This is a genomic window from Vibrio sp. DW001 (genome assembly GCF_029016285.1).
In the GTDB taxonomy this organism is placed as follows: Bacteria; Pseudomonadota; Gammaproteobacteria; order Enterobacterales; family Vibrionaceae; genus Vibrio.
The window spans coordinates 2,766,249-2,792,819 of sequence record NZ_CP091975.1 but is presented as its reverse complement, the minus strand read 5'-3'; the positions used below and the strand labels follow the sequence as shown (position 1 = coordinate 2,792,819).

Sequence of the window (26,571 nt, the reverse complement as noted above, 5' to 3'; positions counted from 1 at the left end):
GTTGAATGAGTTTAGGCCCTTTGGGTATGTCATCTGGTATGGATATCAATTCCATGGTCAGCAAAATTGTTGATTCCGAGCGTGTGCCTAAGCAAGCTCGGATCGATAATGATCGTGCGCAAATTGGTACCGATATTAGTGCATACGGTCGGCTCAGAGAGTCACTGGATACGATGAAAAGTCTGATGGCAAACTTTCGTCAGGAAAAAGCCTTTGCGGTACGAACCGTAGAGTCTACCGATGATGATGTTGTGTCTGCCTCAGCGACAACAGAAGCAATTGCTGGCCGATATGCTATCGATGTGCTGCAGCTTGCTCAGAGCCATAAAGTTGCCTCAGAGGCTATTTCTGAGGATACAGAATTTGGTCCGGGTAAGCTGCAAATTGCTCTAGGTGATGATAATTTTACGGTTGATGTAAAAGACCGTTCAAGCATGATAGATGTTGTACGTGGCATAAATGGGGCAGGGAACAACCCCGGAGTCAGAGCTTCAATTATAAATGATGCGAATGGCAAACGTTTAATTGTTGCGTCAGATCGATCGGGTGTAGATAACGACATCAAATTGTCGGTTGAATCAAAATCGGGTAATCCACTCAAAAAATTTGAATTTAAAACACTTGAAGAGCGAATCAGCGCGCTTGAAGTGGCAAAAAATGCGGCGGCAAATGCGCTTGCCGCACCTACACTCGGGCAAGAGATTGCCAATCAAATTGGCACGGCTTTACAGCAAAACGAAAATGGCCAACTCGAGCAAGCAACATCTAACGAGGTTTCACCCGACGAGGCGAGGGGTAAGGCTGCAGCAGAAACTTTAGTCACAACTCGGGATGCCGACGGAAATATCGTTCCATCTTTTGTTAAACCAGAAGACTCTATTCCCGGATGGTCAGAAACCGCCTCGGGAACGTTGCTCGACTCCTATGAACCTCCCGAGCCTGAACTGGATGAGAAAGCACTGAACAAAATGGGTGATGTGCCAGGTTGGAATAACACAGCATCGGGCACATTGACCGACTCTTACCTCACACCCGAAGAAGCACTGATTGCAGAGAATCTGAGAGTCAGCCAAATGGATGCAGACACTGTTGCCGAGAAAGCGGAACAAGATGCAAAACTTGCTGAACAAAGAACGAAAATTGATGATTCTGTAATAATGGGAACGATGACTGAAGAGCAAGCTTATCAAGCAAAGCTTGACTTGTTGCCACCAGAAGAACGTGCACGACAAGTCAAGATCGATGATACGCAATCGGCGCTACAAAGTGCTTTAGATTCGATGGCAGGTTATGTTGGTATGACTGAGGTCCAATCGGCGCAAGACTCCGTCGTCATGCTGGATGGTATTGCTCAGTTGAGTAGCGAAAACAATGTGATAGAGAATGCCATTGACGGTATCGATATTACCGTGAAGGGGGTAACTGACCCGACGGAAAAGAGAACCGAGATTGGTGTTGAATATGACCGACAAAGTGTGCGAGAAGATATCGAACAGTTTGTTAATGCCTATAATCAATTTCATCAAATTTCTAGTGATTTGGCAGCGGTTGATCCACAAACTGGTGCCGCTGGACCATTGGCGGGCGACAGTATCGTTCGCTCAGCACAATCACGCCTGAAAACTGCATTTTCTACCGCGGTAGAAAATGCACCGGAAGATCTGAAAACATTGACGGAGTTCGGGATCACGAGCACGAGACAGGGTACACTAGAGATTAATGATAAGATGCTCGATAGGCAACTTAACAAGAATTTTACTAAGCTAGAGGCATTCTTTGGTGGCAATCAAGGGTTTGCAAAAAAAGTAGAAGATGCCATCCAGTCAATGACGGGTGTAACGGGAACCATTAGAACCCGAGAAAACTCATTGCGAGAACAAAATTTCAGATTAAGCGATCAACAAACACAACTCGATCGCAGGATGGTTAGCTTAGAAGACAGAACCAAAAATAAATTTATGGCCATGCAAGATGCTACGACAAAAATGCAAGGGCAACTTTCGGGCATGATGAACGCGTTGGGATAATAAATTGACTCAATTATTAGACAACTTAAAGGCCTTAGATTTCAGCTTGATCGCTTTACTCCAAGAAAATGAGATAGATAGCGATGAAATCCTTTCACTGATAAATGAAAGGGAACATATTTTGCAAGAGATTATTTTAACGTTTAAGTCTGTTCCAGATGGTGAGAATTCACAAGATTGGCAAGACGCGATATTGCGGACGAAACAACTTGTCGGGTTGGTTCAAAAAGAAACCAGCCAGTTAGGTGAGCAGCTTAAGAAGTATCGTCACGGTAACAAATCGGTTCAGCGTTACCAACAGTTTTTATAAGAAGAGGAATACCATGCGCGGTTCATTACAAGCATATAAAAAGGTATCTGTAGATAGTCAATTGAGTGCGGCTTCTCCACACAAAGTGATTCAGATGCTGATGGCAGGTGCAATTGAACGCTTGGTGCAAGGCAAAGCCGCGATGGCTCAAGGCAATATCGCCGTTAAAGGTGAGCGCTTGGGTAAGGCACTTGATATTGTTATTAGCCTACGCACCTGTCTTTCTATGGATGAGGGTGGTGACGTTGCCCAAAACCTAGATCAGCTATATGAATTCATGATTACTCAGATCGCATTAGCCAATGTGGAGAGCAATCCTCAAGCTATTGATGACGTGGTTGATATCCTTAGAGAGATAAAATCCGCGTGGGATCAGATACCAAATGAGTATCATAATCTGACAGCTGCGGAACTAGGACAGTGATGATTTAATGAATATTAGGTTAAAATACAGCCAATACTGACATTTAGTTTGTTGCCTTATTTCACAGATACCATAAAATAACGCCCATTAGAGCAGAGTTCACTCATCTAGTGGGCTTTTTTTGTTACTGTTCTCACTCAATTGGCTATCGTTAGAAGAAACTTTGTCTAGATTACTCAGCCGATAAGACATCACATTGGAAAATAGATAAAGGCACTTTATTAACGCTATGGATAGATTAGCTAAACTTTTGGTAATTGAAGATGATGAAAAGTTGCAGCTTCAGCTAGCCACAATTCTGGAATTCATCGGAGAGCAAGCTCATATTGTCAAATCGAATCAACTCGATTCTGTCAAATGGTCAACTGAATGGTCTGCTTGTATCTTGGGTTCTATAAACGACAAAAAAGCGGAAATGATCGTTGCTGGAAAGATTCAAAAATCAATCCATATCCCAACCCTTACTCTAGGGAAAAAAATAGATTCAATGTGTGAGTTTCCACATTTTATCGGTGAACTTTTTTCTCCTCTCAATTACACGCAACTTACCGATGCTCTTCACCACTGTGCCATATTTTTAGGCAAACAGAGCAGTGAGTTTGCTAGTGGACGTAAAAGTACGCTGTTTAGAAGCTTAGTGGGTGAAAGCGCAGGAATAAAAGAAGTCCGCCATTTGATTGAGCAAGTCGCCATCACAGATGCAAACGTTCTTATTCTTGGGGAGTCTGGAACCGGTAAAGAGGTTGTCGCAAGAAATGTTCATTACCATTCATCAAGGCGAAAGGGACCATTTGTGCCGATTAACTGTGGTGCAATCCCGGCCGATCTTTTAGAAAGTGAACTTTTTGGCCATGAAAAAGGCGCATTTACTGGTGCGATCACCGCTAGAAAAGGACGATTCGAACTGGCAGAAGGCGGTACTATTTTTCTTGACGAAATTGGTGATATGCCAATGTCAATGCAGGTAAAGTTGCTACGTGTTTTGCAAGAGAGATGTTTTGAGCGTGTTGGCGGTAATAGCACCATTAAGGTAAATGTTAGAATTATTGCAGCGACCCATCGAAATTTGGACGAGATGATCAACGACGGTGGCTTTAGAGAGGATCTTTATTACCGTTTGAACGTTTTTCCAATCGAAATGCCCGCATTGCGAGAACGAAGCGAAGATATACCATTGTTGCTGTCTGAGCTCATGTCGAGAATGGAAGCGGAAGGGAGTCAAGCAATCAGGTTTGCCCCAAGAGCCGTTGACTCACTTATGGATCATACTTGGCCGGGAAATGTTCGTGAGTTGGCAAATTTGGTTGAACGTATGGTTATCTTGTATCCGAATAAATTGGTTGATGTGACGAACTTACCAACCAAATATCGCTATAGTGATATTCCGGAATTTCAACCAGAGTATAATTCAAATTCAGAGAGTATTGAAGAACAAGAGCGTGATGTGTTGAGCAGCATTTTCTCACCCAATTTTTCATCACAAGAACTTAGTGATGACAACTGCTCCGATGTATACAGTTTGCCTACAGAAGGGCTAAATCTTAAAGAGTACCTTGCTGATCTTGAAGTAGACTTAATCAACCAAGCACTGAATATGCAAGATGGTGTAGTAGCAAGAGCGGCTGATATGTTGGAAATAAGACGAACTACCTTGGTTGAAAAAATGAAAAAGTACAACCTTCAAAGATAATCTGTCAAAAATGCACACTCTTTTGTCAATAAAATGACGCTCAAGATTTATGTGTAACTCATTGATATATATTAAACAATGGCTTGGCCTGTTAATTGCATGCTAAGCCATTGTTCTATTTATCAGAGATATCGACATGGCATCACTTTCCGTTGGGGAAAATCAAACTCACTTAGGTTCGCTTGAAGAACAGGTGGCAAGGTATAAGCAAGTATTAGATGTTATGCCTGCTGGAGTGATTTTGTTAGATACTCAAGGCGAAGTGAAAGAGGCCAATCCAGAAGCGCAAAAATTACTGGAAGTCCCGTTAGTAGGGCAGAAATGGTATGCGGTCATTCAAAGCGCTTTCTCCCCCAAAGATGATGATGGTCACGAGATCTCATTGAGAAACGGTCGAAAAGTGAGGTTGGCCATTTCAGCCTCATCGACAGGACAGCTTATCCTCATCACTGACCTGACGGAAACCCGTCTATTGCAATCTCGAGTTGGTGATTTACAAAGATTGTCATCACTTGGTCGAATGGTTGCTTCATTGGCTCATCAAGTTCGTACCCCTCTTTCCAGTGCAATGTTATACGCGTCAAATCTTGGTGCTGCCAACCTTCCCATTCCAACAAGGGAAAGGTTTCAGACAAAATTGATGGACCGTTTACATGACCTAGAAAAACAAGTCAACGACATGCTGTTATTCGCCAAAGGTGGTGATAATAAAGTCGTCAATGCTTTTACGGTGAGTGAACTCGTCTCTGAGTTTCAGCCAATGATAGAAACCGCGGTAAAAAATAACCAAATAGATTACTTTCTGGAAGTAGAGAAAGAAGACTTACAGTTACTGGGTAATGCGAATGCGATTGCTTCTGCACTGAGTAATTTGGTCATAAATGCGATACAAATTGCTGGCAAAGAATCGCAAGTAGATGTGTTTTTTAGACCGGTAAATAATGAATTGAAAATATCGGTTCAAGATAGTGGCCCAGGTGTACCTCAAGAGCTACAAGCTAAAATTATGGAACCCTTCTTTACCACTCGGTCTCAAGGCACAGGCTTAGGTTTAGCGGTGGTTCAGATGGTTTGTCGCGCTCACAAAGGCCGTTTAGAATTAATATCAGAAGAAGGGGATGGTGCATGCTTCACTATGTGCCTTCCCATCGAAACTCACTCTGGAGAAGAATAATGGCTCAAAGCAAAGTGTTAATCGTTGAAGACGATGAGGGTCTACGCGAGGCGTTGGTGGATACTTTAGCCTTAGCTGGTTACGAGTGGATAGAAGCCGATTGCGCTGAAGATGCACTTGTGAAGTTAAAATCTCAAGAGGTTGATATTGTCGTTTCAGATGTGCAAATGGCTGGTATGGGTGGTTTAGCTCTGTTAAGAAATATCAAGCAACATCGACCAAATCTCCCCGTTCTGCTTATGACAGCGTACGCAAATATTGAAGATGCGGTAGCCGCGATGAAAGAGGGAGCCATTGATTATATGGCTAAACCATTCGCACCAGAAGTGCTCTTAAATATGGTTTCCCGTTACGCACCAGTTAAAAATGATGATAATGGTGACGCGATTGTCGCCGATGAAAAAAGTTTGAAGCTGCTGCTGTTGGCAGATAAGGTCGCAAAAACAGACGCAAACGTGATGATATTGGGACCAAGTGGTTCAGGTAAAGAAGTGATGTCACGTTACATTCATAATGCTTCAAATCGAAAAAATGGTCCATTTGTCGCCATTAACTGCGCCGCTATTCCAGATAACATGCTAGAAGCCACCTTGTTTGGTTATGAAAAAGGGGCGTTTACTGGCGCGATTCAAGCCTGTCCGGGTAAATTTGAACAAGCTCAAGGTGGTACGATACTACTCGACGAAATCAGCGAGATGGATCTGAGCCTACAAGCGAAACTCTTACGAGTATTGCAAGAGCGAGAAGTGGAACGCCTTGGCAGTAGAAAAAGCATCAAGCTTGATGTTCGTGTGCTTGCAACCAGTAACCGAGACTTGAAGCAGTACGTATCGGAAGGTAATTTTAGGGAAGATTTATATTATCGCCTGAACGTGTTTCCGATCTCTTGGCCTCCGCTGACACAACGAAAAGACGACATAGAACCGCTTGCCAAACATTTGGCGGAACGACACTGTCAAAAATTAGGATCGCCTGTCCCTTCTATTTCAAATAGTGCCATGGCTAAACTGCTAAGCTATCCGTGGCCAGGTAATGTGCGTGAACTAGACAACATTATTCAGCGTGCACTTATTCTAAGTGAATATGGTGATATTCAAGGTGACCACATATTACTGGAAGGGGTTGATTGGCACGACGCTAGCAGCCTACAAAGCGTTGTGGAAGCAAGTGGTGTTCATGCAAATAGTATGGCTCCGACGGTTCGTCCTATCGCCGAAGTAAACCCCGATGTTCCAGTGTCGGTACCTCTTACTAAGAGCACTTTATCAGGAGAAGGGTTAGGTAATGAGCTAAGGGATCAAGAATTTGCCATCATACTTGAGACATTAGTTGAGTGTAATGGTCGACGAAAAGAGATAGCCGAAAAGCTGGGTGTCAGTCCTAGGACCTTGCGTTATAAATTGGCTAAAATGCGTGATGCAGGTATAGAACTTCCTAGCTGATCAATCATTGCCCTTTGATGTCTGATCCATATTTCTGTATTGCTGGTTCCTTAATTATACAGCGTGCTATAGCCATGAATTTACACAAAGAATGCAAAAGGGTTTGTTAGCATTATGGCTTGCACCTAGTTGCTGGCATGCTAATTGCAAATTTGATCTCAGATCAGAATGAAAAGTCAAAAAATTGGCTGGTGGAGATGAAATGAATATTAGTGGAATTCAAGGCGAAATGCAGGCGATGATGCTAGAAGCATCGAATAGTAATCCATTAGCAACGAGTCAGACAGTCAGTGCTGATTTTGGAAAACTACTTAACTCTGCCATTAACAACGTAAACTCTCTGCAAAAAGCATCTAGTGACGTTCAAATGCGTTTCGATAGAGGAGACGAAAATGTGTCTCTATCCGATGTCATGATCGCAAAAAATAAGTCAAGCGTCGCTTTTGACGCAACCATCCAAGTTAGAAATAAGCTTGTCGAATCTTATAAACAATTAATGAACATGCCAGTTTAGGTTGGGTGAAAAATAGTGGCTGACGAAAAACAATCAACAGATTTGGCGGTAAGTGATTCAAGTGGTAGCGCATTATTGGCTGGCGCAGGTGGCATGGATAGCTCAATACAAGACCCAGATTTGCATGAAAAAAGTTCCTCAAAGGCCGATTTGGCAATGGGTGATTTAGATCTGCTTCGTCAAGTGGTATTGGTTCTATCTATTTCAATCTGTGTTGCTCTTATTGTCATGCTTTTCTTCTGGGTCAAAGAGCCAGAATTGCGTCCTCTCGGATCATACGAAACCGAAGAATTGATTCCAATTCTTGATTATCTCGATCAGCAAAAACAAGATTACAAACTGGATGGCAACACCATTTCCATCCCAGCAGCTGAATATAGTCAGTTAAAATTGAACTTGGCACGAGCTGGTCTAAATCAGAGCAGTGATGCCGGTGACGACATTCTTCTCAATGATATGGGGTTTGGTGTTTCTCAACGCCTTGAAAAAGAAAGGTTAAAACTCAGCCGAGAGAGACAATTAGCCGAAGCGATTGAACAGATGCGTCAGATCCGAAAGGCTTCTGTTCTACTTGCATTGCCTCAACAAAGTGTTTTTGTCCGCCACAATCAAGATGCGTCTGCAACGGTGTTTGTTACTTTAGCGACAGGCTCTAGCCTAAAGCAAGAAGAGGTCGACTCTATCGTTGATATGGTAGGGAGTGCTGTTCCTGGCATGAAGCCGACACGTGTTACGGTAACCGACCAACATGGACGGCTCTTAAGTTCAGGTTCTCAAGACCCTCTAGCGACAGCGCGACGTAAAGAACAAGATATAGAAAGAAAACAAGAACAGGCATTAAGAGACAAAATTGATTCTGTTTTAATGCCCATTTTGGGCATTGGAAATTATACCGCTCAAGTGGATGTTCAACTCAATTTTAGTGCTATTGAACAGACGCGTAGACAATATGACCCACAAACTCCAGCTACGCGAAGTGAGTACACATTAGAAGATTACAACAACGGCAGTGTTGTTGCTGGTGTACCGGGGGCGTTGAGCAATCAACCGCCAGCGGATGCTTCCATTCCACAAGATGTTGCTCAGATGAAAGACGGATCTATGCTTGGTCAGGGTTCTGTCCACAAAGAAGCGACGCGTAATTTTGAATTAGATACCACCATCAGCCATGAGCGACGTCAAACGGGCGTTATTGACCGCCAAACGGTTTCGGTTGCGATTAAAAATCGTGCGATGACAAATCCAGATACTGGTGAAGTGACTTATCAGCCATTATCAGAAGGTGAAATCAACGCGATTAAGCAAGTGATTATTGGCGCGGTAGGGTTTAGTGAGCAACGTGGTGATCTACTGAATGTACTGAGTGTTAAGTTTGCTGAACCTGAATTTGCTGAAGTAACAGAATCCGCCATATGGGATCACCCTAACTTTAATGAGTGGGTCCGTTGGGCAGCAAGTGCTTTGGTTATCATTATTGTTGTTATTGTGTTAATTCGCCCGGCGATGAAGAAATTACTTAATCCACATGATGATGACGAAGCTGTGCAATATGGCCCTGATGGGTTACCAATCAATGCCGATGGTGAAACCAGTTTAATCGGCAGTGATATTGAAAGTGGTGAAGCGTTTGAATTTGGGTCTGGTATTGATTTGCCAAACCTACATAAAGATGAAGATGTGCTCAAAGCTGTTCGAGCACTGGTCGCGAATGAACCTGAGCTAGCGGCTCAGGTAGTTAAAAATTGGTTAATAGCAGATGCCTGATGAAATTGTAAAACGTGAAGAGGGTGGACCTCCAGCGACAACAGAACCCGTTGATATAGCGAATATTCTTGGTGATGAACGAGCAGCAATACTACTACTAAGCTTAAGTGAAGAAGATGCTGCTGGTATCATTCGTCACTTAGAACCAAAACAGGTTCAGCGCGTAGGTAGTGCGATGGCACGAGCAAGTGACCTAAATAACGATAAAGTTACGGCCGTACACAGAGCCTTTTTAGAAGATATCCAGAAGTACACCAATATCGGTATGGGTAGTGAAGACTTTATGCGGAAAGCGCTGGTTGCTGCTCTTGGTGAAGACAAAGCGGGTAACCTAGTCGATCAAATCCTATTGGGAACCGGCTCTAAAGGTTTGGATTCATTGAAATGGATGGACCCACGACAGGTTGCAACCATTATTATTAATGAGCACCCACAGATTCAAACGATTGTACTGTCTTACTTGGATGCTGATCAATCCGCTGAAATTTTATCTCAGTTCCCTGAGCGAGTCAGGTTAGATCTTATGATGCGTATTGCTAATTTAGAAGAAGTTCAACCATCTGCGTTAGCCGAATTGAATGAGATTATGGAGAAACAGTTTGCTGGTCAAGCTGGTGCTCAAGCGGCGAAAATTGGTGGCCTGAAAGCCGCGGCAGAAATCATGAACTATATGGACAATAGCGTTGAAGGTGTCTTAATCGACCAGATTAGAGACCAAGATGAAGATATGGCAACGCAAATTCAAGATCTGATGTTCGTATTCGAAAACTTAATCGAAGTGGACGATCAAGGCGTACAAAAACTGTTGCGCGATGTACCGCAAGATGTTCTACAAAAAGCACTAAAAGGTGCCGACGAAGGACTACGCGAGAAGATATTCAAGAACATGTCCAAACGTGCAGCAGAGATGATGCGCGACGATATAGAAGCGATGCCTCCAGTACGTGTTGCCGATGTAGAATCCGCTCAGAAAGAGATCTTGAGCGTGGCAAGAAAACTGGCCGACAGCGGCGAGATTATGCTGTCTGGCGGTGCCGACGAGTTCTTATAATGGTCATTAAACAAAGCAGGTAATGTATGTCTCTTGAACGGAAAAGAGGATTTTTGCGTCCGGATGAAGACGGCGCGACGGTGAAGCCTGAAAAATGGGGCCTACCAGATTACACCTCAGAGACGCATAAAAACGCTAAAGAGACAGCGTTTAATTACGATCCAGGTTGGATACCCGATTTCGATGAACCAGCAACAGCAATACCCGTTGAATTGACCGAATCTGCCATTGAAGAGATAAAGAAAAGCGCGCACCAAGAAGGTTATCATAAGGGGCAAGAAGCGGGATTTAACGCCGGGTATGAGAAAGGCAAAGAACAAGGTGTACAAGAAGGCCAAATAGAAGGTCTAGAACTTGGTAAAGCCGAAGGAATTCAAGAAGGACAAGAATTTATAAAGCAACAAGTTGACCACTTCATGAACCTGGCCAATCAGTTTGCTCAACCACTAGAGTTGATGAATGCCCAAGTAGAAAAACAGTTGGTTGAAATGGTGCTCACATTAACCAAAGAAGTGGTGCGTATTGAAGTGCAAACCAACCCTCAAGTTATCTTAGATACCATTAAAGAATCAGTTGAAGCATTACCGATTTCGGGCCACGCCATAACGTTTAAGCTTAATCCAGAGGATGTATCTATCGTTCAATCGGCCTACGGTGACGAAGAGCTTAATTGTCGCAATTGGACTTTAGCGAGCGAACCTTCGCTCAATCGAGGTGATGTCCAAATAGAAGCGGGTGAATCCAGTGTAAGTTTTAAAATGGAAGAGCGTATTCGTTCTGTTATTCACTCTTTCTGCAGTGCAAATCGCTTTCAGGGAAATGAGTAATGTTAGCGCTTGCTGAACGACTATCTAACTATAAAACTCAAGGCTTAACCACGCGAGCCATTGCTTCAGGAAAATTGGTTAGGGTTGTCGGTCTAACCCTAGAGGCTACGGGTTGTCGGGCACCGATAGGCAGTTTGTGTCAGGTAGAGACATTAAATGGCGTAATGGAAGCCGAAGTGGTTGGTTTTTCAGGCGAAAATCTATATTTAATGCCCAGTGAACAGATCGCCGGTATATTACCCGGAGCAAAAGTGACCCCAATTACAAGTGAAGGCGGGTTAGCAGTAGGAATGGAGTTGCTGGGGCGTGTACTTGATGGCGTTGGTAACCCGATTGATGGGTTAGGAGAAATCTACACAGAGCAGCGCGCCTCATTTACCTCTGAACCTATTAATCCATTGCTGCGAAAACCGATCACTGAACCTCTGGATGTGGGACTAAAAGCAATAAACGGCTTGTTGACGGTAGGTAAAGGGCAACGCATTGGGCTATTTGCCGGTTCTGGTGTGGGTAAATCTGTCACGTTAGGAATGATGACCAGAGGAACCACTGCACAGGTGGTGGTGGTTGGCTTGATTGGTGAACGTGGCCGAGAAGTTAAAGAGTTTATAGAAGAAATACTTGGTGAAGATGGTCGAAGGCGTTCAGTTGTTGTTGCCGCTCCAGCCGATTCCTCACCATTGATGCGACTAAAAGGCTGCCAAACCGCACTCACGATCGCGGAATACTTTCGTGATCAAGGCCTCGATGTTCTTCTCCTGATGGATTCACTAACTCGTTTTGCTCAAGCTCAAAGGGAGATCGCCTTATCTGTTGGCGAACCGCCAGCCACAAAGGGCTACCCACCTTCTGTATTTGCTAAGTTACCCGCCTTGGTTGAAAGAGCAGGAAACGGTAGCCCTGAACAGGGTTCTATTACCGCATTTTTTACTGTTTTAACCGAAGGTGATGACCTTCAAGATCCTATTGCTGATGCCTCACGGGCGATTCTAGATGGGCATATTGTGCTCTCTAGAGAGATGGCTGATGCCGGTCATTATCCCGCCATTGATGTCGAGAAATCAGTAAGTCGTGTTATGCCTCAGATTACTGATGATGAACATATGTTGATGTCGAAAACCGTTCGCCAAATACTCTCTATTTGTCGTAAAAACCAAGATTTGGTTTCTATCGGTGCTTATAAACCAGGAACCAATCCCGCGATAGATAGTGCGTTTACTATTAAGCCGACGCTAGATCAATATCTACAACAGAGTATGAAAGAGTCTGTTCCTTACGATATGTGTGTGCATATGTTGCGGAACATCCTGCAATCATCGGACAATAACTGATGGAAAATGCATTAGATTTTTTGTTAGAGCAGGCTAGCGAACGCGAGAATAACGCGGTACTTGCACTCAATAAAGCGCGCTCAGAATTAGAAGACTATTACAAGCAAGTTGCTCAGATCGAACGCTACCGATTGGATTATTGTCACCAGTTGATTGACCGTGGAAAAAATGGCCTATCGGCGAGCGAGTACGGACATCTCAACCGCTTTTTGACTCAGTTGGATAACACACTTAAGAAACAACGTGAGGCAGAGGGACACTTCAAATCCCAAGTCGACAACTGCCAAGAGCATTGGCTGGAGACAAGAAAACAGAAACGCTCCTATGACTGGATGATAGAGAAAAAGCGCAAAGAAAAACAGAAAATAGAAAACTATCTCGAACAGAAACAGATGGACGAGTTTACGACACTGCAGTATGCCCGTGGAAAGACACATTTATAAATTATAAACCAGCCATCTCAGTCATTCTTTATTGTGTGGTCTGATTTTTGCATTTCTACCCTGTTAAGAATGACAAGCGGCAATAAGACGTTTTGGCCATAAGTTGGAACCTAGTAATCGTTCCTTTGTAGAAAACGCGTAAGAGACTGTTTATATGAATCAAACCTCCTTATCTGTAAGTGACGTCGGAAAAACCAGTACACGCCTACAAACGGGCGCAAGCGACGCAATTGCATCTACTGATTCTACTGAATCAGGAAGTTTTTTGAGTGCTTTAGGTGCTATTTTTCAATCTGAAACGGAATCGACCGAAGACACTCAGGTGATTAAAACCGACGTGTCAGAAGCGGAAGTGAGTGTGCCGGGTGTTGACACGCTTATTGATGATGACGTCGCCGTTGAAGGCGAAGGTGAGGGTGACGAAAACGCTAAAGCAAAGCCTGATTCAGAGAGTTCTCAATCCTCCTCTGCCGAGAGTGATGAAGCTGTAAATAGGTTGCCGCTTAGCGACACCTCGCCTGATCAGGAAAAAGCAGCAAAGACGATGAGCGAAGGTAATGAGCTTCTAGAAAGACTTGACGATTCTAGTCATGCACTTAAAAATGAAGACGGCAAACTTTTTCCTCAGGAATCTAAAAGTGCGGAAGAAGCCTCCAATAAACGAGAAGAAGATCCTGCCTTAAGCCAATTTATAGAGAAATCGACATCCCAAAATCAAGACACGGTCCAACGGCAAGATTCAAAAATGACAGGTCAATTACCTGATGAAAAATTGGCCCAGAGTGAATCACTTGAATCGTCGTCTCAATCTATACCCTCACTAGAACGTAACGGTCAAGAAGAGAATATTGAACTAGACCAAGTGGGGTTGATGGGTAAACAGTCTCAACAGAAAGATGAAAATACCTCAGCGAATGAGGCAGTTGGTGCGAGTGGGAATAGAGGCGTATCAAATGAATTACAAAAAGAGTTTGTTCTACAAAATGGAAAGGATGCGACTCAACAACTTGAACATGGTGCAACTCAGCAATCACTAAAGGAACAAGTGGTCCCTGCTGAAGGAGCAGTCGCATCTCAAGGAAAACCAATACCACAATCCACAGAAGAACTGATCTGGGGTAATACTCAAACAGATGTCGAAACAGAAGAGACACTTGCCACTATAGGCATCGCTTCAGTAGGAACCGTGTTAGCGAAAGCGGATAAAGCACAAATCGAAGCTACAATGGCTCAGTTGAATCTGAGCGATGCGGATATAGAAGCGTTATCGCCAGAAGAGTTAGAGTATTTAATTCAGGTAACCAATTCCAACGTGCAGCCGGAGCAGCTAAAAGCGTCCGCAGAGTTAGCTAAGCCAACGGCCGTTGCAACGGCCGCAGCGCAGCAGTTACATACACCACAGTATTTACAACAACATGCTGCTCAAACACAAAGCCTAGACAAAGCGCCTTTGCTCGCTCAAACGTCAGTGACCGCCGCGGAACTTAATAATGCTCAGTTACACCAAACACAACCCTTTAATCCGACTCAGGTTATGGTTGCAACTAACGCAAACTCTCAGCAACACATGATGAAGACCGCATTGGCTACAGCCGGCGTTGCAGGTGCGATGAAGTCTGGGAATAAGAGTGACGATAAAGAGAGTGGATTGTCTCAACAACTCTCTGGACTGGCGGCACAACAAGGATTACAACAGGCACAGCTTAAGACCGGTATTCAACAAGCAGTTCAACAATCGCCATTACAACTTTCTCGTGAAGTCGCCGGAGAGAAACTGTCAGATCAAGTACAAATGATGCTGTCAAAAAATCTTAAAAATATTGATATTCGTCTCGACCCACCGGAGTTAGGTAGAATGCAGATTAGAATGACGATGAACGGAGATGCGGCTTCGGTTCAATTTACTGTTGCAAACCAGCAAGCCAGAGATATTGTGGAACAAGCGATGCCACGGTTAAGAGAGATGCTTGCTCAACAAGGTTTACAATTGTCTGATTCATCCGTTCACCAACAAAATTCTGGTCAGCAGCAAGGGCAATATGCGTCAAATGAGTCGAATAATCCGAACGGTACGAATGGATTATTGGGAGAGGGCGGCGGAAATGTTGACGAAAGCATCAATCTTGACGTGAATATTAAATCAAAAGATGATGGAATCAGTTTTTACGCTTAATATTTTGGTATCCCCTATGGATTTATCAGTGTATAAGTCTTTGAAAATGGAATAATTTGAGATTGCTATGGCAGATGCGCAACAAGTAAACGGTGGAGATGCACCGAAAGGTAAGAGTAAAATGATGATTATCATCATTGCTGTAGTGGTATTGATTGCCGTTGGTGGAGGTGCCGCGTTCTTTTTTCTAGGCTCGGATAGTTCTGATTCGTCGAATGATCAGCTCACCGCAAGCCAAATGGGACTACCAGAACCTGCATCGTATGTGAATATTCCACAACCTTTCCTCTTTAGTGCGCCTGGAAAACAGCGAGACAGGTTAGTACAAATTAAAGTTCAGGTGATGGTACGTGGTATAAAAAATGAAGATCTCGCAAGGCATCATTCACCATTAATTGAAAGTACAATTTTAAACACCTTGGCCTCAACGACAGTTGAGCAGCTTAGAACGCCGACAGGTCGAACTGAGCTACGTAACCAAGCGACGGAAAATATTCGAGCAACCATGACGGAATTAGTTGGGCAACCTGTTATCGAAAAGGTGCTATTCACTGATTTTGTAATTCAATAGGTTTCAAGTGACAGACTTATTATCCCAAGACGAAATTGATGCGCTACTGCACGGCGTTGACGATGTAGATGACGCAGAAGACGAACTGGATACGGATGTTGAAGGAACAGTCAGTTTCGACTTTTCTTCACAAGACCGAATCGTTCGTGGTCGCATGCCGACCCTGGAGCTAATCAATGAACGTTTTGCTCGCCATATGCGAGTCAGCTTGTTCAATATGTTACGAAAAACGGCAGAGGTTTCGATCAACGGCGTTCAAATGATGAAGTTTGGTGAATACCAAAACACATTATATGTACCAACAAGTCTTAATATGGTTCGATTTAGACCATTAAAAGGGACGGCACTGGTTACCATGGAAGCGCGCTTGGTTTTCATCTTGGTAGAGAATTTTTTTGGTGGCGATGGTCGGTTTCACGCTAAGATTGAAGGGCGGGAATTCACACCGACGGAACGAAGAATTATTCAACTGCTGTTAAAGGTTGTTTTTGAGGATTACAAAGAGGCATGGTCTCCAGTCATGGGGGTTGAATTTGAATACCTAGATTCCGAAGTTAACCCAAGTATGGCGAATATTGTTAGTCCGACAGAAGTGATTGTCGTCAGTTCGTTCCATATCGAAGTTGATGGCGGTGGCGGTGATTTTCACGTCGTGATGCCATACTCAATGGTTGAGCCTATACGTGAATTACTCGATGCAGGTGTTCAGTCCGATAAGATGGAAACGGATATTCGTTGGAGCTCTGCGCTGCGAGATGAAATTATGGATGTGCCGGTTAATTTTAGGGTTAATCTGCTTGAAAAAAATATTTCATTAAGAGACCTCATGGAATTAAGGCCTGGCGATGTTATACCCATTGATATGCCTGAAAATGCGACTATGTTTGTGGAAGAACTGCCTACCTATCGAGTGAAGATGGGGCGCTCAAGCGAGAAACTGGCTGTACAGGTATCTGAAAAGATCAAACGACCGGATGTTGTTAAGACGGATATTGCTTTCTTAGGAAAAGATATCATGTCAGAAATTGGTAGTGCTTCGTCTGATTCAGACGATGATTAGAAAATAAGTAAATAAAATAATAGGTAGATGACAATGGAACCGAGTGACGATCAAAAACTAGCAGACGAATGGGCAGCTGCACTGGGTGAAGACCCCGCAGCGATGGGTGGCTCAAATGAAGCGGAACTCGCTCCGTTAGAAGAGCTGTCTGACCAATCAACGCCAATTTCCGAAGATGAGCGTCGTAAACTTGATACGATAATGGATATTCCGGTGACGATTTCTATGGAAGTAGGTCGCTCACAAATTAGTATCCGTAACCTTCTTCAATTGAACCAGGGCTCAGTAGTAGAGCTAGACAGAATTGCAGGGGAGTCGTTAGACGTAATGGTCAACGGTACGTTGATTGCCCACGGGGAAGTCGTCGTTGTCAATGATAAATTTGGTATTCGGTTAACCGATGTCATCAGTCAAACTGAACGAATCAAGAAACTTCGATAGTATTGTGATGAAACGAATATTATGACAATAAATAGAACGCTGGTCGGTACGTTATTTTTTCTACCTTTTTCTGTACTGGCGGCTGGTGCACCACAGCTGGACTTGCTTACAACATTTGGCTCTCTTGCTGTCGTTATCGCGATTATTTTCGCGTTGGCGTGGTTACTTAAAAAAATGCGTTTACCTACAATGGGAAATCAAAAAGGACTTTCCGTTGTCAGGCAAATTTCAGTAGGGACGCGGGAACGTATTGCGGTTATAAAAGTTGGGGAAGAACAGTTTCTTGTTGGTATTACCTCACAAGCCATCAATTTGATTTCTCGATTGGATAAACCCATTGATGATGAGCAAATAGAAACAAGTCAGTTTGCCAATCAATTTAGCCAGTTATTAAAAAAAAATGATAAAAAATAACGTTGTCGCTGCTCTTATAGCAGCGTTTGTGTTTCTTCTATACGCGCCGATATCCATCGCTCAAGAAGAACTTGAAACGCCCATATCAGCGAATGCTTTGGGCGCTGAGAACATCCTTGTGACTGCGCTTGAGCAAAGTAATGGCGCGTCCAGTACGAGCGCTTCTGGTAGTGTATCTGGCGGGACGGGTATTCCAGCGTTTACTATGACAACGAATCCTGACGGCAGTGAAGACTATTCAGTTAATCTTCAGATACTGGCGCTGATGACTATGCTCGGTTTCTTGCCGGCTATGGTCATTTTAATGACCTCATTTACCCGAATTGTCGTGGTCATGTCAATCCTTCGGCAAGCGATGGGATTACAGCAAACACCCTCTAATCAAGTTATCGTCGGCATCGCTATCTTTTTGACCTTTTTTATTATGTCCCCTGTTATTGACGAGGTAAATAAAACGGCGGTTCAACCTTATTTGAACGAACAAATTTCAGCACGACAGGCATTTGATTCTGCACAGGAACCAATGCGATCTTTCATGCTCAAACAGACTCGACTCAAGGACCTTGAAACGTTCGTTAATATCTCAGGTTCTCAAGCAGAAAACCCGGAAGATGTTTCGTTGGCGGTTCTTATCCCAGCGTTTATCACTTCTGAGCTCAAAACCGCTTTCCAGATTGGCTTTATGCTATTTCTGCCATTTTTGATTATTGACTTAGTGGTTGCGTCGATACTAATGGCGATGGGTATGATGATGTTGTCACCCATGATTGTTTCATTGCCATTCAAATTGATGCTCTTTGTCTTAGTCGATGGATGGAACCTGATACTTTCTACCCTAGCGGGCAGTTTTGCGTTATAGCGAGGGTAACCGATGACGCCTGAAATTTTTGTTGAGATATTTCGTAGCGCATTATGGATAGTCATAATGCTTGTGTGCGCGATAATTGTTCCGAGCTTGATGATTGGTCTCATTGTGGCCGTTTTTCAAGCGGCAACCTCTATCAACGAACAGACCTTAAGCTTCCTTCCGCGCTTGATTGTTACATTGCTCGCACTGATGTTTGGTGCGCACTGGATGACACAGACCATGATTGAATTTTTTTATGAAATGGTCGAACGATTACCACAAGTGCTGTATTAGGTAACGTGATGGAATTTCCTACGGGTATAATATTAGAGTGGATAGCCAACTATTTTTGGCCCTTTAGCCGTATATCCGCGATGTTTATGGTCATGACGGTTACCGGTGCTCGTTTTGTGTCGACTCGAATTCGATTGTACCTCGCATTAGCGGTAACCCTAGCCGTGTCGCCAGCCATCCCTGCCGTGACGGATACAATAGCGCTTTTTTCGTTTGAAGGTTTTCTTACCACGTTGGAACAGATCATCATTGGTGTTGCCATGGGGATGGTGACACAATTTGTCGTGCAAACATTTGTCATGCTGGGACAAATCTTAGGTATGCAGTCAAGTTTGGGCTTCGCGTCAATGGTCGACCCTGCTAACGGGCAGAATACCCCCGTGCTTGGTCAGATCTTTATGTTTCTCGCCATTATGTTTTTTTTAGCAACAGACGGTCATCTTAAGATGATCAACCTAGTTGTAATCAGCTTTAAAACATTGCCAATTGGCAGTGGGTCGCTGACTACGACCGACTTTAGAGAGCTTTCACTTTGGTTAGGAACGATGTTCAAGACGGCGCTGAGTATGTCGTTATCTGGCATTATCGCATTGCTTACTGTGAATCTTTCTTTCGGGGTGATGACGAGAGCAGCACCGCAGCTTAATATATTCTCATTGGGATTCGCCTTCGCTCTTATGGTCGGGCTGTTATTGTGTTGGTACATCATGCTTGGATTATATGGACATTATGAGCTTTACTGGATAGAAGGTGAGCAACAAGTGTGTCGAATAATTCGACTAGATTGTTAAAGGAATTCAATGGCCGATTCAGACGGACAAGAAAGGACCGAAGACGCCACGCCCAAGCGGTTACAACAGGCGCGTGAAAAGGGACAGATTGCACGCTCAAAAGAGCTGGCTTCTGTCTCTGTACTTGTTGTCGGATCAATATCTTTGATGATATTTGGTAAAACATTGGCGAAGAGCTTGTGGGCCGCGATGTCGCGTTTTTTTACGCTAAGCCGCGATGAAATTTTCGATGTTAGTAAGCTATTAGATATCGCTTCTGGTGCCATTGGCCAATTAATTCTTCCTCTTTTGATGATTCTGATTACTCTTTTTGTTGCCGCTGTAGTGGGTACAACTGGTATTGGTGGGATAAACTTCTCGGTAGAAGCCGCGATGCCCAAAATGTCTAAGATGAATCCATTAAGTGGCATAAAGCGTATGTTCGGCTTACAAAGTTGGGTTGAGCTGCTTAAATCCATCTTGAAAGTGACGCTAGTAGCAGGCATGGCTTTCTATCTCATCAATGCTTCTAAGGTCGATCTTTTTCAATTAAGTACCGATGTTTATCCACAAAACATCTACCATTCGTTAGAGACTCTTCTTAACTTCGTTTTGTTAATAAGTTGCACGTTGCTCATTGTCGTTGCGATTGATATTCCTTTTCAGATCTGGCAACACGCGAATCAATTGAAAATGACGAAACAGGAGATTAAAGACGAGTATAAAGAAACGGAGGGGAAACCGGAGGTCAAAGGTCGTATTAGAATGCTGCAAAGAGAAGCGGCACAGCGCCGAATGATGTCTGATGTACCTACCGCCGATGTTATTGTTACCAATCCAGAGCACTTTTCAGTCGCGCTTCGGTACAACACGACAACAGATAAAGCCCCTATCGTTGTGGCGAAAGGGATTGATCATATGGCTCTCAAAATCAGAGAGGTAGCACGTGAGCATGATATCTACATCATTCCTGCCCCACCTTTAGCTCGAGCGCTCTATCATTCAACTGAATTGGAACAGCAGATCCCCGATGGGTTGTTTACTGCAGTAGCCCAAGTCTTAGCTTATGTATTTCAACTGAAACAGTTTAGGAAACGTGGTGGACAAAAACCTTCACTCAAGGGTGAAAACATGCCAATCCCACCGGATTATCGACATTAGATTTTCACTCGTGACTTAGGTTTTATCCATGGAGTCAGTTTTTTGACTTATTCTCATGGACTAATAATTGCATAGTAACAGCAACATGTTGATTTATTTCCCTTTCAATCAAAATTGAAGCCTTGCTATCTATGAAATTTAACCTGCCATTTTCTGAAAGAATGCCTTCTATCCCGATGAGAGCTATTCCGGCCATTGGTGCGCCGATCATCGTTCTTTCTACGTTGGGAATGGTCGTACTTCCAGTACCGCCATTTTTACTCGATCTGTTTTTTACCTTCAATATCGCGCTGTCTTTGGTGGTTTTACTGGTTACCATTTACACTCGAAGACCCCTTGATTTTGCTGCCTTCCCAACGGTTTTGTTAGTCGCGACCTTACTTCGCTTAGCATTGAACGTGGCCTCTACCCGAGTGGTCTTACTCTATGGGCATGAAGGGGGAGATGCCGCAGGTAGTGTTATCGAAGCATTTGGTAGTGTCGTTATTGGAGGCAACTATGCGGTTGGTCTCATCGTATTCCTTATCTTAATGATCATTAACTTTATGGTTGTGACAAAAGGTGCAGGGCGTATATCAGAAGTAAGTGCTCGCTTTACTTTGGACGCTTTGCCCGGTAAGCAAATGGCCATCGATGCAGATCTAAATGCGGGCTTGATTGATCAAGAGGCCGCGAGGACTCGTCGTTTTGAAGTGACCAAAGAAGCCGATTTTTACGGTTCGATGGATGGAGCATCAAAATTCGTTAAAGGGGACGCAATAGCCGGTATTTTAATCCTATTTATTAACATCATCGGTGGTCTATTCATCGGTATGTTGCAATTTGATTTGTCTTTCCAAGACGCAATTAAAATCTACACACTGTTAACTATTGGTGATGGTTTGGTTGCTCAAATACCATCATTATTGCTGTCTATTGGTGCTGCCATCATGGTGACTCGTCAAAATACCGATGAGGATATGGGTGAAGTGATGGTGTTCCAGCTATTTGATAACCCAAAAGCCTTAACCATCACCGCTATCATTATGGGTGTGATGGGCGTGGTTCCAGGCATGCCTCATTTCTCATTTTTGTTGTTAAGCTCAATAGCGGGTGGTGCGGTATATTACCAAAAGCGTAAACAGAAAAAAGCAGCAGAGAAGCCTAATTTACCAGTGACTAAAGATCTAGAGAGTACAGCACTAAAAGAGCTCTCTTGGGATGATGTGCAACCTGTAGATATCATTGGGTTAGAGGTAGGATATCGGCTCATTCCTATGGTGGATAAAGAGCAAGGTGGGGAATTACTTGATAGGGTTAAAGGGGTCCGTAAGAAGCTTTCACAAGACTTTGGATTCCTTGTTCCCGCGGTACATATACGCGATAACCTTGAATTAACCCCAAATAGTTACCGGATCACGTTGATGGGCGTTGCGGTCGGTGAAGCCGAGATTCGTCCTGATCAAGAGCTGGCGATAAATCCAGGTCAAGTCTATGGCATGGTTGAGGGTGAGCCAACAGTAGACCCAGCCTTTGGGTTGGAGGCAGTTTGGATTAAAGATGATCGACGAGAGCATGCTCAAGCGCTCGGTTACACAGTGGTTGACTCCGCAACCGTACTGGCGACGCATTTGAGTCAATTATTAACCAATAATGCCTCACAATTAATAGGTCATGAGGAAGTTCAGAACTTGCTTGAGATGCTTGGGCGATCCACACCGAAACTGGTCGAAGGGTTCGTACCTGATCAGCTACCATTAGGTATTGTTGTGAAGGTGCTTCAGAATCTACTTAACGAAGCCATTCCTATCAGAGATGTTCGAACTATCGTTCAAACCATGTCTGAGTATGCGAGTAAGAGTCAAGAACCTGACATATTAACGGCAGCGGTTCGGATCGCACTAAAACGACTTATAGTGCAAGAAATCAATGGTATAGAGCCAGAATTGCCAGTAATCACTCTTATACCTGAATTGGAACAAATATTGCATCAAACTATGCAGGCGTCGGGTGGTGAATCCACCGGAATTGAGCCAGGGTTAGCTGAAAGGCTTCAGTCCTCGCTAAGTCAAGCAACACAAGAACAAGAATTGAAAGGTGAGCCTGCGGTATTGCTTACATCAGGTGTGTTAAGAACGACATTGGCGAAGTTTGTTAAGAACACTATTCCTAATCTTAGAGTGCTATCGTATCAAGAAATTCCAGATGAGAAGCAGATTAGAATAGTACAAGCAGTGGGTAACTAAAACTGCACAGCCTGACCAAACGACATACGAGCTACGCCAATAAACCTTGGACGAATACATTGAAGATAAAACGATTTTTTGCCAAAGATATGAGACTAGCTCTTCTTCAAGTGAAAGAAGAACTTGGGTCTGAAGCTGTCATCATGTCTAACAAAAAGGTGGCAGGTGGAGTAGAGATAGTTGCTGCTATCGATGGAGAGCCCGTTGAAAGAACCACTTCTCAAAGTCCTTCCCGTGTTCAGTCACGTTATGAAGGGGGTTCAGCTAAGGTAGATGAGCGTCAGTATAGCCGAGACCTACAAGATGATCGTGTGAGCTTGCAGGCCAATACGCATTCAGGTTCGACGACGAAACGTTTCGCCAATATGCTTAAACAATATAGCAATAACGAAGAAGAGAGTGGTACCAGAACGACAGAGGCTGATTCGCTCTCCGCTTTGTTGAAGCGTCAATCCAACCCACAGCAATCATCTCAGTCTCACCGTGGCGCAATTTCCTCTTCATTGGCACAAGATTCGGGTTTGGCGAAGCTTATTTCAGATGATACTAGAAACCCTAGACCGATACCAAAGCTTGACCCCACTCGATATGACCGCAGTCGAGGTCCGTCGGGAACAGAAGTTGAAACGAATCAAGAGCTGAATTTAATGCGTGACGAGATGATGTCTATTCGTCGTCTTTTAGAGCATCAGGTTTCTGGGCTTATGTGGCAAGAAGTTGAGCGAAGAGAACCACTGAGAGCTATGCTCATTAAACGCCTAGAAAGAATGGGATTATCCTCTGATTTAGCGGATCAACTGGCTTGCTATATTTCGGAAGATACACCACCAGCTCAAGCATGGAAGGAGCTGCTGTCTCTGGTTTCTGATCAAGTTGTAGTGACAAAAACAGACATACTCAAACGTGGTGGTGTTGTCGCGCTACTCGGTCCTACTGGCGTAGGGAAGACGACCACTATAGCAAAATTGGCAGCAAGAGCCGCAATGGAATACGGAGCAGACAATGTCGCTTTAGTGACAACCGACACATTTAGAATTGGTGCTCATGAACAGCTTGCTATTTATGGTAGGATTATGGGATGCCCAGTAAAAATAGCTAAAGATTCCGAGGAGTTGGCCGAAGCAATTTATCAATTACGTAACCGTAGATTGGTATTGGTTGATACGGCCGGAATGGGTCAACGAGATGTACGATTGACAGAACAATTAGATACGTTAATGCAGGATAGCGGTTCAGTGATAAATAGCTATTTGGTGCTGCCTGCGACAGCACAACGAAGAGTATTACAAGAGACCATTGATCACTTCAAACGTATACCTCTATCCGGATGTATCCTGACTAAGATCGATGAATCTTTAAGTTTAGGCGAATTTATAAGCGTTATAGTCCAGAACTCACTACCAGTAGCTTATGTGGCTAATGGTCAAAGGGTACCGGAAGACATAGTGATTGCTCAACCGAAGTATCTGGTTGCAAAAGCCAACGAGTTACTTGAGAAATCAACTGAAGATGAACCCCACTACTGGACCAGTGAAACTGATGGATTCTAAGTGACGATAGATTATGACAGATAATAATATGCACGACCAAGCAAGCGGCTTGCGCAGACTCACTCAGCCAAGTTTAACTAAAGTAATTTCGGTCACGGGCGGTAAAGGTGGGGTCGGCAAGTCAAATGTCACGTTAAGTTTGGCAATATGTATGGCTCGTCAAGGAAAGAAAGTTATGGTTTTAGATGCTGACCTCGGGTTGGCAAATGTTGATATCATGCTTGGACTAAGAGTGAAGCGTAACTTAGGCCATGTTTTGGCGGGTGAATGTGAGCTAAAAGATGCCATGGTTGAAGGACCACACGGCATTAAGATAATTCCTGCAACCTCTGGCACACAAAGTATGACCGAACTAAGCCACGCACAACATGCTGGTTTAATACGTGCTTTTGGTTCTTTAGAAGAAGAAGTCGATGTATTATTAGTGGATACTGCCGCCGGTATTTCCGACATGGTGGTTAGTTTTTCGCGTGCGGCTCAAGATGTCCTCGTTGTTGTTTGTGATGAACCGACTTCCATTACCGATGCCTATGCTCTTATCAAATTGCTCAGCCGTGAACATGGCGTACAGAGATTTAAAATTGTTGCGAATATGGTCAGGAGCTATCGAGAAGGGCGAGAATTGTTTGCAAAGTTGACCATGGTCACAGAACGCTTCTTGAATGTTAGCATTGAGCTCGTCGCATGTGTTCCTTTAGATGATAAAGTACGACAATCCGTAAAGAGACAAAGAATTGTTGTTGATGCGTATCCGCGCTCGCCAGCTGCTTTAGCGCTAAGCTCATTAGCGAATAAAGCATTAACATGGCCGATACCAAAAACACCTAGTGGGCATTTGGAGTTTTTTGTGGAAAGATTATTGAATAAATCAGAACCGTTAGAGGAATCACTTAGTGAATAAGGCGCTAACCTATGACCAATATGCAAATGTAGATAGCCAAAAATCATTTTTGGAGAAGTACTCGAATTTGGTCAAACGTATCGCGCACCACCTTATGGGACGTCTACCACCTAGTGTTCAGGTTGACGACTTAATTCAAGCAGGAATGATTGGCCTTCTAGAAGCCCAGCAAAACTACGATAATTCAAAAGGTGCAAGTTTCGAAACCTACGCCGGAATACGAATTCGTGGCTCTATGCTAGATGAAGTACGCAAAGGAGACTGGGTCCCTCGTTCGGTCCATCGAAATAATCGAACGATTAGCCAAGCAATAAATGAATTAGAGGCTCAACTTTCTCGAGACCCTGCCGATATAGAAATTGCTAAGCACTTAAATATGACGATAGAGCAGTATCATTCCGCTCTATCAGACATAAGTTGTTCGCGCTTAGTAGGTATAGAGGATTTAGGTGTTTCAGAAGACGTTATCTCTACTCATGAAGATTCTTACTCGAATACGCCGTTTCAAGGTGTTGCCGACGAGCATTTTCGTAATGCTTTGATCGAATCGATCAAAACATTACCCGAAAGAGAAGCATTGGTTCTTTCTCTTTATTATGATGAAGAACTAAACCTAAAAGAAATTGGAGAAGTACTGGGTGTCAGCGAATCTCGCGTCAGTCAAATACATAGCCAATCGATGCAACGTTTACGCGCCAAATTAAGCGAGTGGACACGAGAAGACTAATACACTGAATTGAACCTCAGTGGAGGTAATTTTGAATAAAAACATGAAGATCCTGATTGTTGATGATTTTTCAACAATGCGCCGTATAGTTAAGAACCTTTTACGTGATTTGGGTTTCAATAATACCCAAGAAGCCGATGATGGTTTGACCGCGCTACCAATGCTGAAAAAAGGTGAGTTTGACTTTGTGGTGACTGATTGGAATATGCCAGGCATGCAAGGTATCGATCTGCTTAAGAATATTCGAGCTGATGCGGGACTCAAACATTTGCCCGTTCTAATGATCACTGCAGAAGCGAAACGAGAACAGATTATCGAAGCTGCTCAAGCAGGTGTAAATGGTTATATTGTTAAGCCATTTACCGCCGCTACTCTAAAAGAGAAGCTAGATAAAATCTTTGAGCGTTTATAAGTCGTTATACGCAAATAACCAATAATAA

Annotated in this window: 26 protein-coding genes; all 26 read left to right on the top strand. The window is 43.6% G+C overall.

What is annotated here, in order from left to right:
• The first annotated feature begins 5 nt into the window (after window positions 1-5).
• On the top strand, window positions 6-2,027 hold the full coding sequence (fliD, locus tag L3V77_RS12645) for a flagellar filament capping protein FliD (RefSeq protein WP_275134484.1): 2,022 nt from the start codon (window positions 6-8) through the stop codon (window positions 2,025-2,027).
• A 4-nt stretch (window positions 2,028-2,031) separates the two neighbouring features.
• Window positions 2,032-2,337 (top strand): flagellar protein FliT, encoded by a 306-nt coding sequence (locus tag L3V77_RS12640; RefSeq protein ID WP_275134483.1) that lies wholly within the window; start codon window positions 2,032-2,034, stop codon window positions 2,335-2,337.
• Between the two features lie 13 nt (window positions 2,338-2,350).
• Window positions 2,351-2,761: a flagellar export chaperone FliS gene (fliS, locus tag L3V77_RS12635; protein WP_195703963.1), complete on the top strand. Its 411-nt coding sequence runs from the start codon at window positions 2,351-2,353 to the stop codon at window positions 2,759-2,761.
• 229 nt (window positions 2,762-2,990) lie between these two features.
• On the top strand, window positions 2,991-4,451 hold the full coding sequence (locus tag L3V77_RS12630) for a sigma-54 dependent transcriptional regulator (RefSeq protein ID WP_275134482.1): 1,461 nt from the start codon (window positions 2,991-2,993) through the stop codon (window positions 4,449-4,451).
• Between the two features lie 136 nt (window positions 4,452-4,587).
• Complete coding sequence (locus L3V77_RS12625) at window positions 4,588-5,625, top strand: ATP-binding protein (RefSeq protein WP_275134481.1); 1,038 nt, start codon at window positions 4,588-4,590, stop codon at window positions 5,623-5,625.
• On the top strand, window positions 5,625-7,067 hold the full coding sequence (locus L3V77_RS12620) for a sigma-54 dependent transcriptional regulator (RefSeq protein WP_275134480.1): 1,443 nt from the start codon (window positions 5,625-5,627) through the stop codon (window positions 7,065-7,067). The genes L3V77_RS12625 and L3V77_RS12620 overlap by 1 nt, the downstream gene beginning before the upstream one ends.
• A 202-nt stretch (window positions 7,068-7,269) precedes the next feature.
• Entirely contained in the window at window positions 7,270-7,581 is a 312-nt protein-coding gene (gene fliE / locus L3V77_RS12615; protein WP_195703959.1) for a flagellar hook-basal body complex protein FliE, read from the top strand.
• Window positions 7,582-7,596: 15 nt separating this feature from the next.
• Window positions 7,597-9,345, top strand: a complete 1,749-nt coding sequence (fliF, locus tag L3V77_RS12610; protein WP_275134479.1) for a flagellar basal-body MS-ring/collar protein FliF — start codon at window positions 7,597-7,599, stop codon at window positions 9,343-9,345.
• The gene (fliG, locus tag L3V77_RS12605; RefSeq protein WP_275134478.1) at window positions 9,338-10,396 is read left to right on the top strand and encodes a flagellar motor switch protein FliG; all 1,059 of its coding nucleotides are present in this window, start codon (window positions 9,338-9,340) and stop codon (window positions 10,394-10,396) included. Before fliF ends, fliG begins: the two co-directional genes overlap by 8 nt.
• Window positions 10,397-10,422: 26 nt before the next feature.
• Window positions 10,423-11,223, top strand: a complete 801-nt coding sequence (gene fliH / locus L3V77_RS12600) for a flagellar assembly protein FliH (protein ID WP_275134477.1) — start codon at window positions 10,423-10,425, stop codon at window positions 11,221-11,223.
• A complete protein-coding gene (gene fliI, locus L3V77_RS12595) occupies window positions 11,223-12,554 on the top strand; it encodes a flagellar protein export ATPase FliI (RefSeq protein ID WP_275134476.1) in 1,332 nt (443 codons plus the stop codon). Before fliH ends, fliI begins: the two co-directional genes overlap by 1 nt.
• Entirely contained in the window at window positions 12,554-12,997 is a 444-nt protein-coding gene (gene fliJ / locus L3V77_RS12590; RefSeq protein ID WP_195703954.1) for a flagellar export protein FliJ, read from the top strand. Before fliI ends, fliJ begins: the two co-directional genes overlap by 1 nt.
• A gap of 154 nt (window positions 12,998-13,151) precedes the next feature.
• The gene (locus tag L3V77_RS12585) at window positions 13,152-15,170 is read left to right on the top strand and encodes a flagellar hook-length control protein FliK (protein ID WP_275134475.1); all 2,019 of its coding nucleotides are present in this window, start codon (window positions 13,152-13,154) and stop codon (window positions 15,168-15,170) included.
• Between the two features lie 67 nt (window positions 15,171-15,237).
• Entirely contained in the window at window positions 15,238-15,741 is a 504-nt protein-coding gene (gene fliL / locus L3V77_RS12580) for a flagellar basal body-associated protein FliL (protein WP_275134474.1), read from the top strand.
• A gap of 7 nt (window positions 15,742-15,748) precedes the next feature.
• On the top strand, window positions 15,749-16,801 hold the full coding sequence (gene fliM, locus L3V77_RS12575) for a flagellar motor switch protein FliM (RefSeq protein WP_275134473.1): 1,053 nt from the start codon (window positions 15,749-15,751) through the stop codon (window positions 16,799-16,801).
• A 33-nt stretch (window positions 16,802-16,834) separates the two neighbouring features.
• Complete coding sequence (gene fliN, locus L3V77_RS12570) at window positions 16,835-17,242, top strand: flagellar motor switch protein FliN (protein ID WP_195703950.1); 408 nt, start codon at window positions 16,835-16,837, stop codon at window positions 17,240-17,242.
• Window positions 17,243-17,263: 21 nt separating this feature from the next.
• Window positions 17,264-17,656 carry a flagellar biosynthetic protein FliO gene (gene fliO, locus L3V77_RS12565; RefSeq protein ID WP_275134472.1) on the top strand — a complete coding sequence of 131 codons (393 nt, stop codon included), beginning with the start codon at window positions 17,264-17,266 and terminating at the stop codon, window positions 17,654-17,656.
• Window positions 17,643-18,515, top strand: coding sequence for a flagellar type III secretion system pore protein FliP (fliP, locus tag L3V77_RS12560; RefSeq protein WP_275134471.1), 873 nt, complete (start codon window positions 17,643-17,645; stop codon window positions 18,513-18,515). Before fliO ends, fliP begins: the two co-directional genes overlap by 14 nt.
• Before the next feature lie 12 nt (window positions 18,516-18,527).
• On the top strand, window positions 18,528-18,797 hold the full coding sequence (fliQ, locus tag L3V77_RS12555) for a flagellar biosynthesis protein FliQ (protein WP_275134470.1): 270 nt from the start codon (window positions 18,528-18,530) through the stop codon (window positions 18,795-18,797).
• Window positions 18,798-18,805: 8 nt separating this feature from the next.
• On the top strand, window positions 18,806-19,588 hold the full coding sequence (fliR, locus tag L3V77_RS12550; RefSeq protein ID WP_275134469.1) for a flagellar biosynthetic protein FliR: 783 nt from the start codon (window positions 18,806-18,808) through the stop codon (window positions 19,586-19,588).
• A 9-nt stretch (window positions 19,589-19,597) separates the two neighbouring features.
• A complete protein-coding gene (flhB, locus tag L3V77_RS12545; protein ID WP_275134468.1) occupies window positions 19,598-20,728 on the top strand; it encodes a flagellar biosynthesis protein FlhB in 1,131 nt (376 codons plus the stop codon).
• Window positions 20,729-20,859: 131 nt separating this feature from the next.
• Window positions 20,860-22,953 (top strand): flagellar biosynthesis protein FlhA, encoded by a 2,094-nt coding sequence (gene flhA, locus L3V77_RS12540; RefSeq protein WP_275134467.1) that lies wholly within the window; start codon window positions 20,860-20,862, stop codon window positions 22,951-22,953.
• A gap of 59 nt (window positions 22,954-23,012) precedes the next feature.
• Window positions 23,013-24,503 (top strand): flagellar biosynthesis protein FlhF, encoded by a 1,491-nt coding sequence (flhF, locus tag L3V77_RS12535; RefSeq protein ID WP_275134466.1) that lies wholly within the window; start codon window positions 23,013-23,015, stop codon window positions 24,501-24,503.
• A gap of 13 nt (window positions 24,504-24,516) precedes the next feature.
• Window positions 24,517-25,404, top strand: a complete 888-nt coding sequence (locus L3V77_RS12530; protein WP_275134465.1) for a MinD/ParA family protein — start codon at window positions 24,517-24,519, stop codon at window positions 25,402-25,404.
• A complete protein-coding gene (locus L3V77_RS12525) occupies window positions 25,397-26,131 on the top strand; it encodes an RNA polymerase sigma factor FliA (protein WP_195703941.1) in 735 nt (244 codons plus the stop codon). The genes L3V77_RS12530 and L3V77_RS12525 overlap by 8 nt, the downstream gene beginning before the upstream one ends.
• Window positions 26,132-26,174: 43 nt before the next feature.
• Window positions 26,175-26,543 carry a chemotaxis response regulator CheY gene (cheY, locus tag L3V77_RS12520; RefSeq protein ID WP_195705097.1) on the top strand — a complete coding sequence of 123 codons (369 nt, stop codon included), beginning with the start codon at window positions 26,175-26,177 and terminating at the stop codon, window positions 26,541-26,543.
• Window positions 26,544-26,571 lie beyond the last annotated feature (28 nt).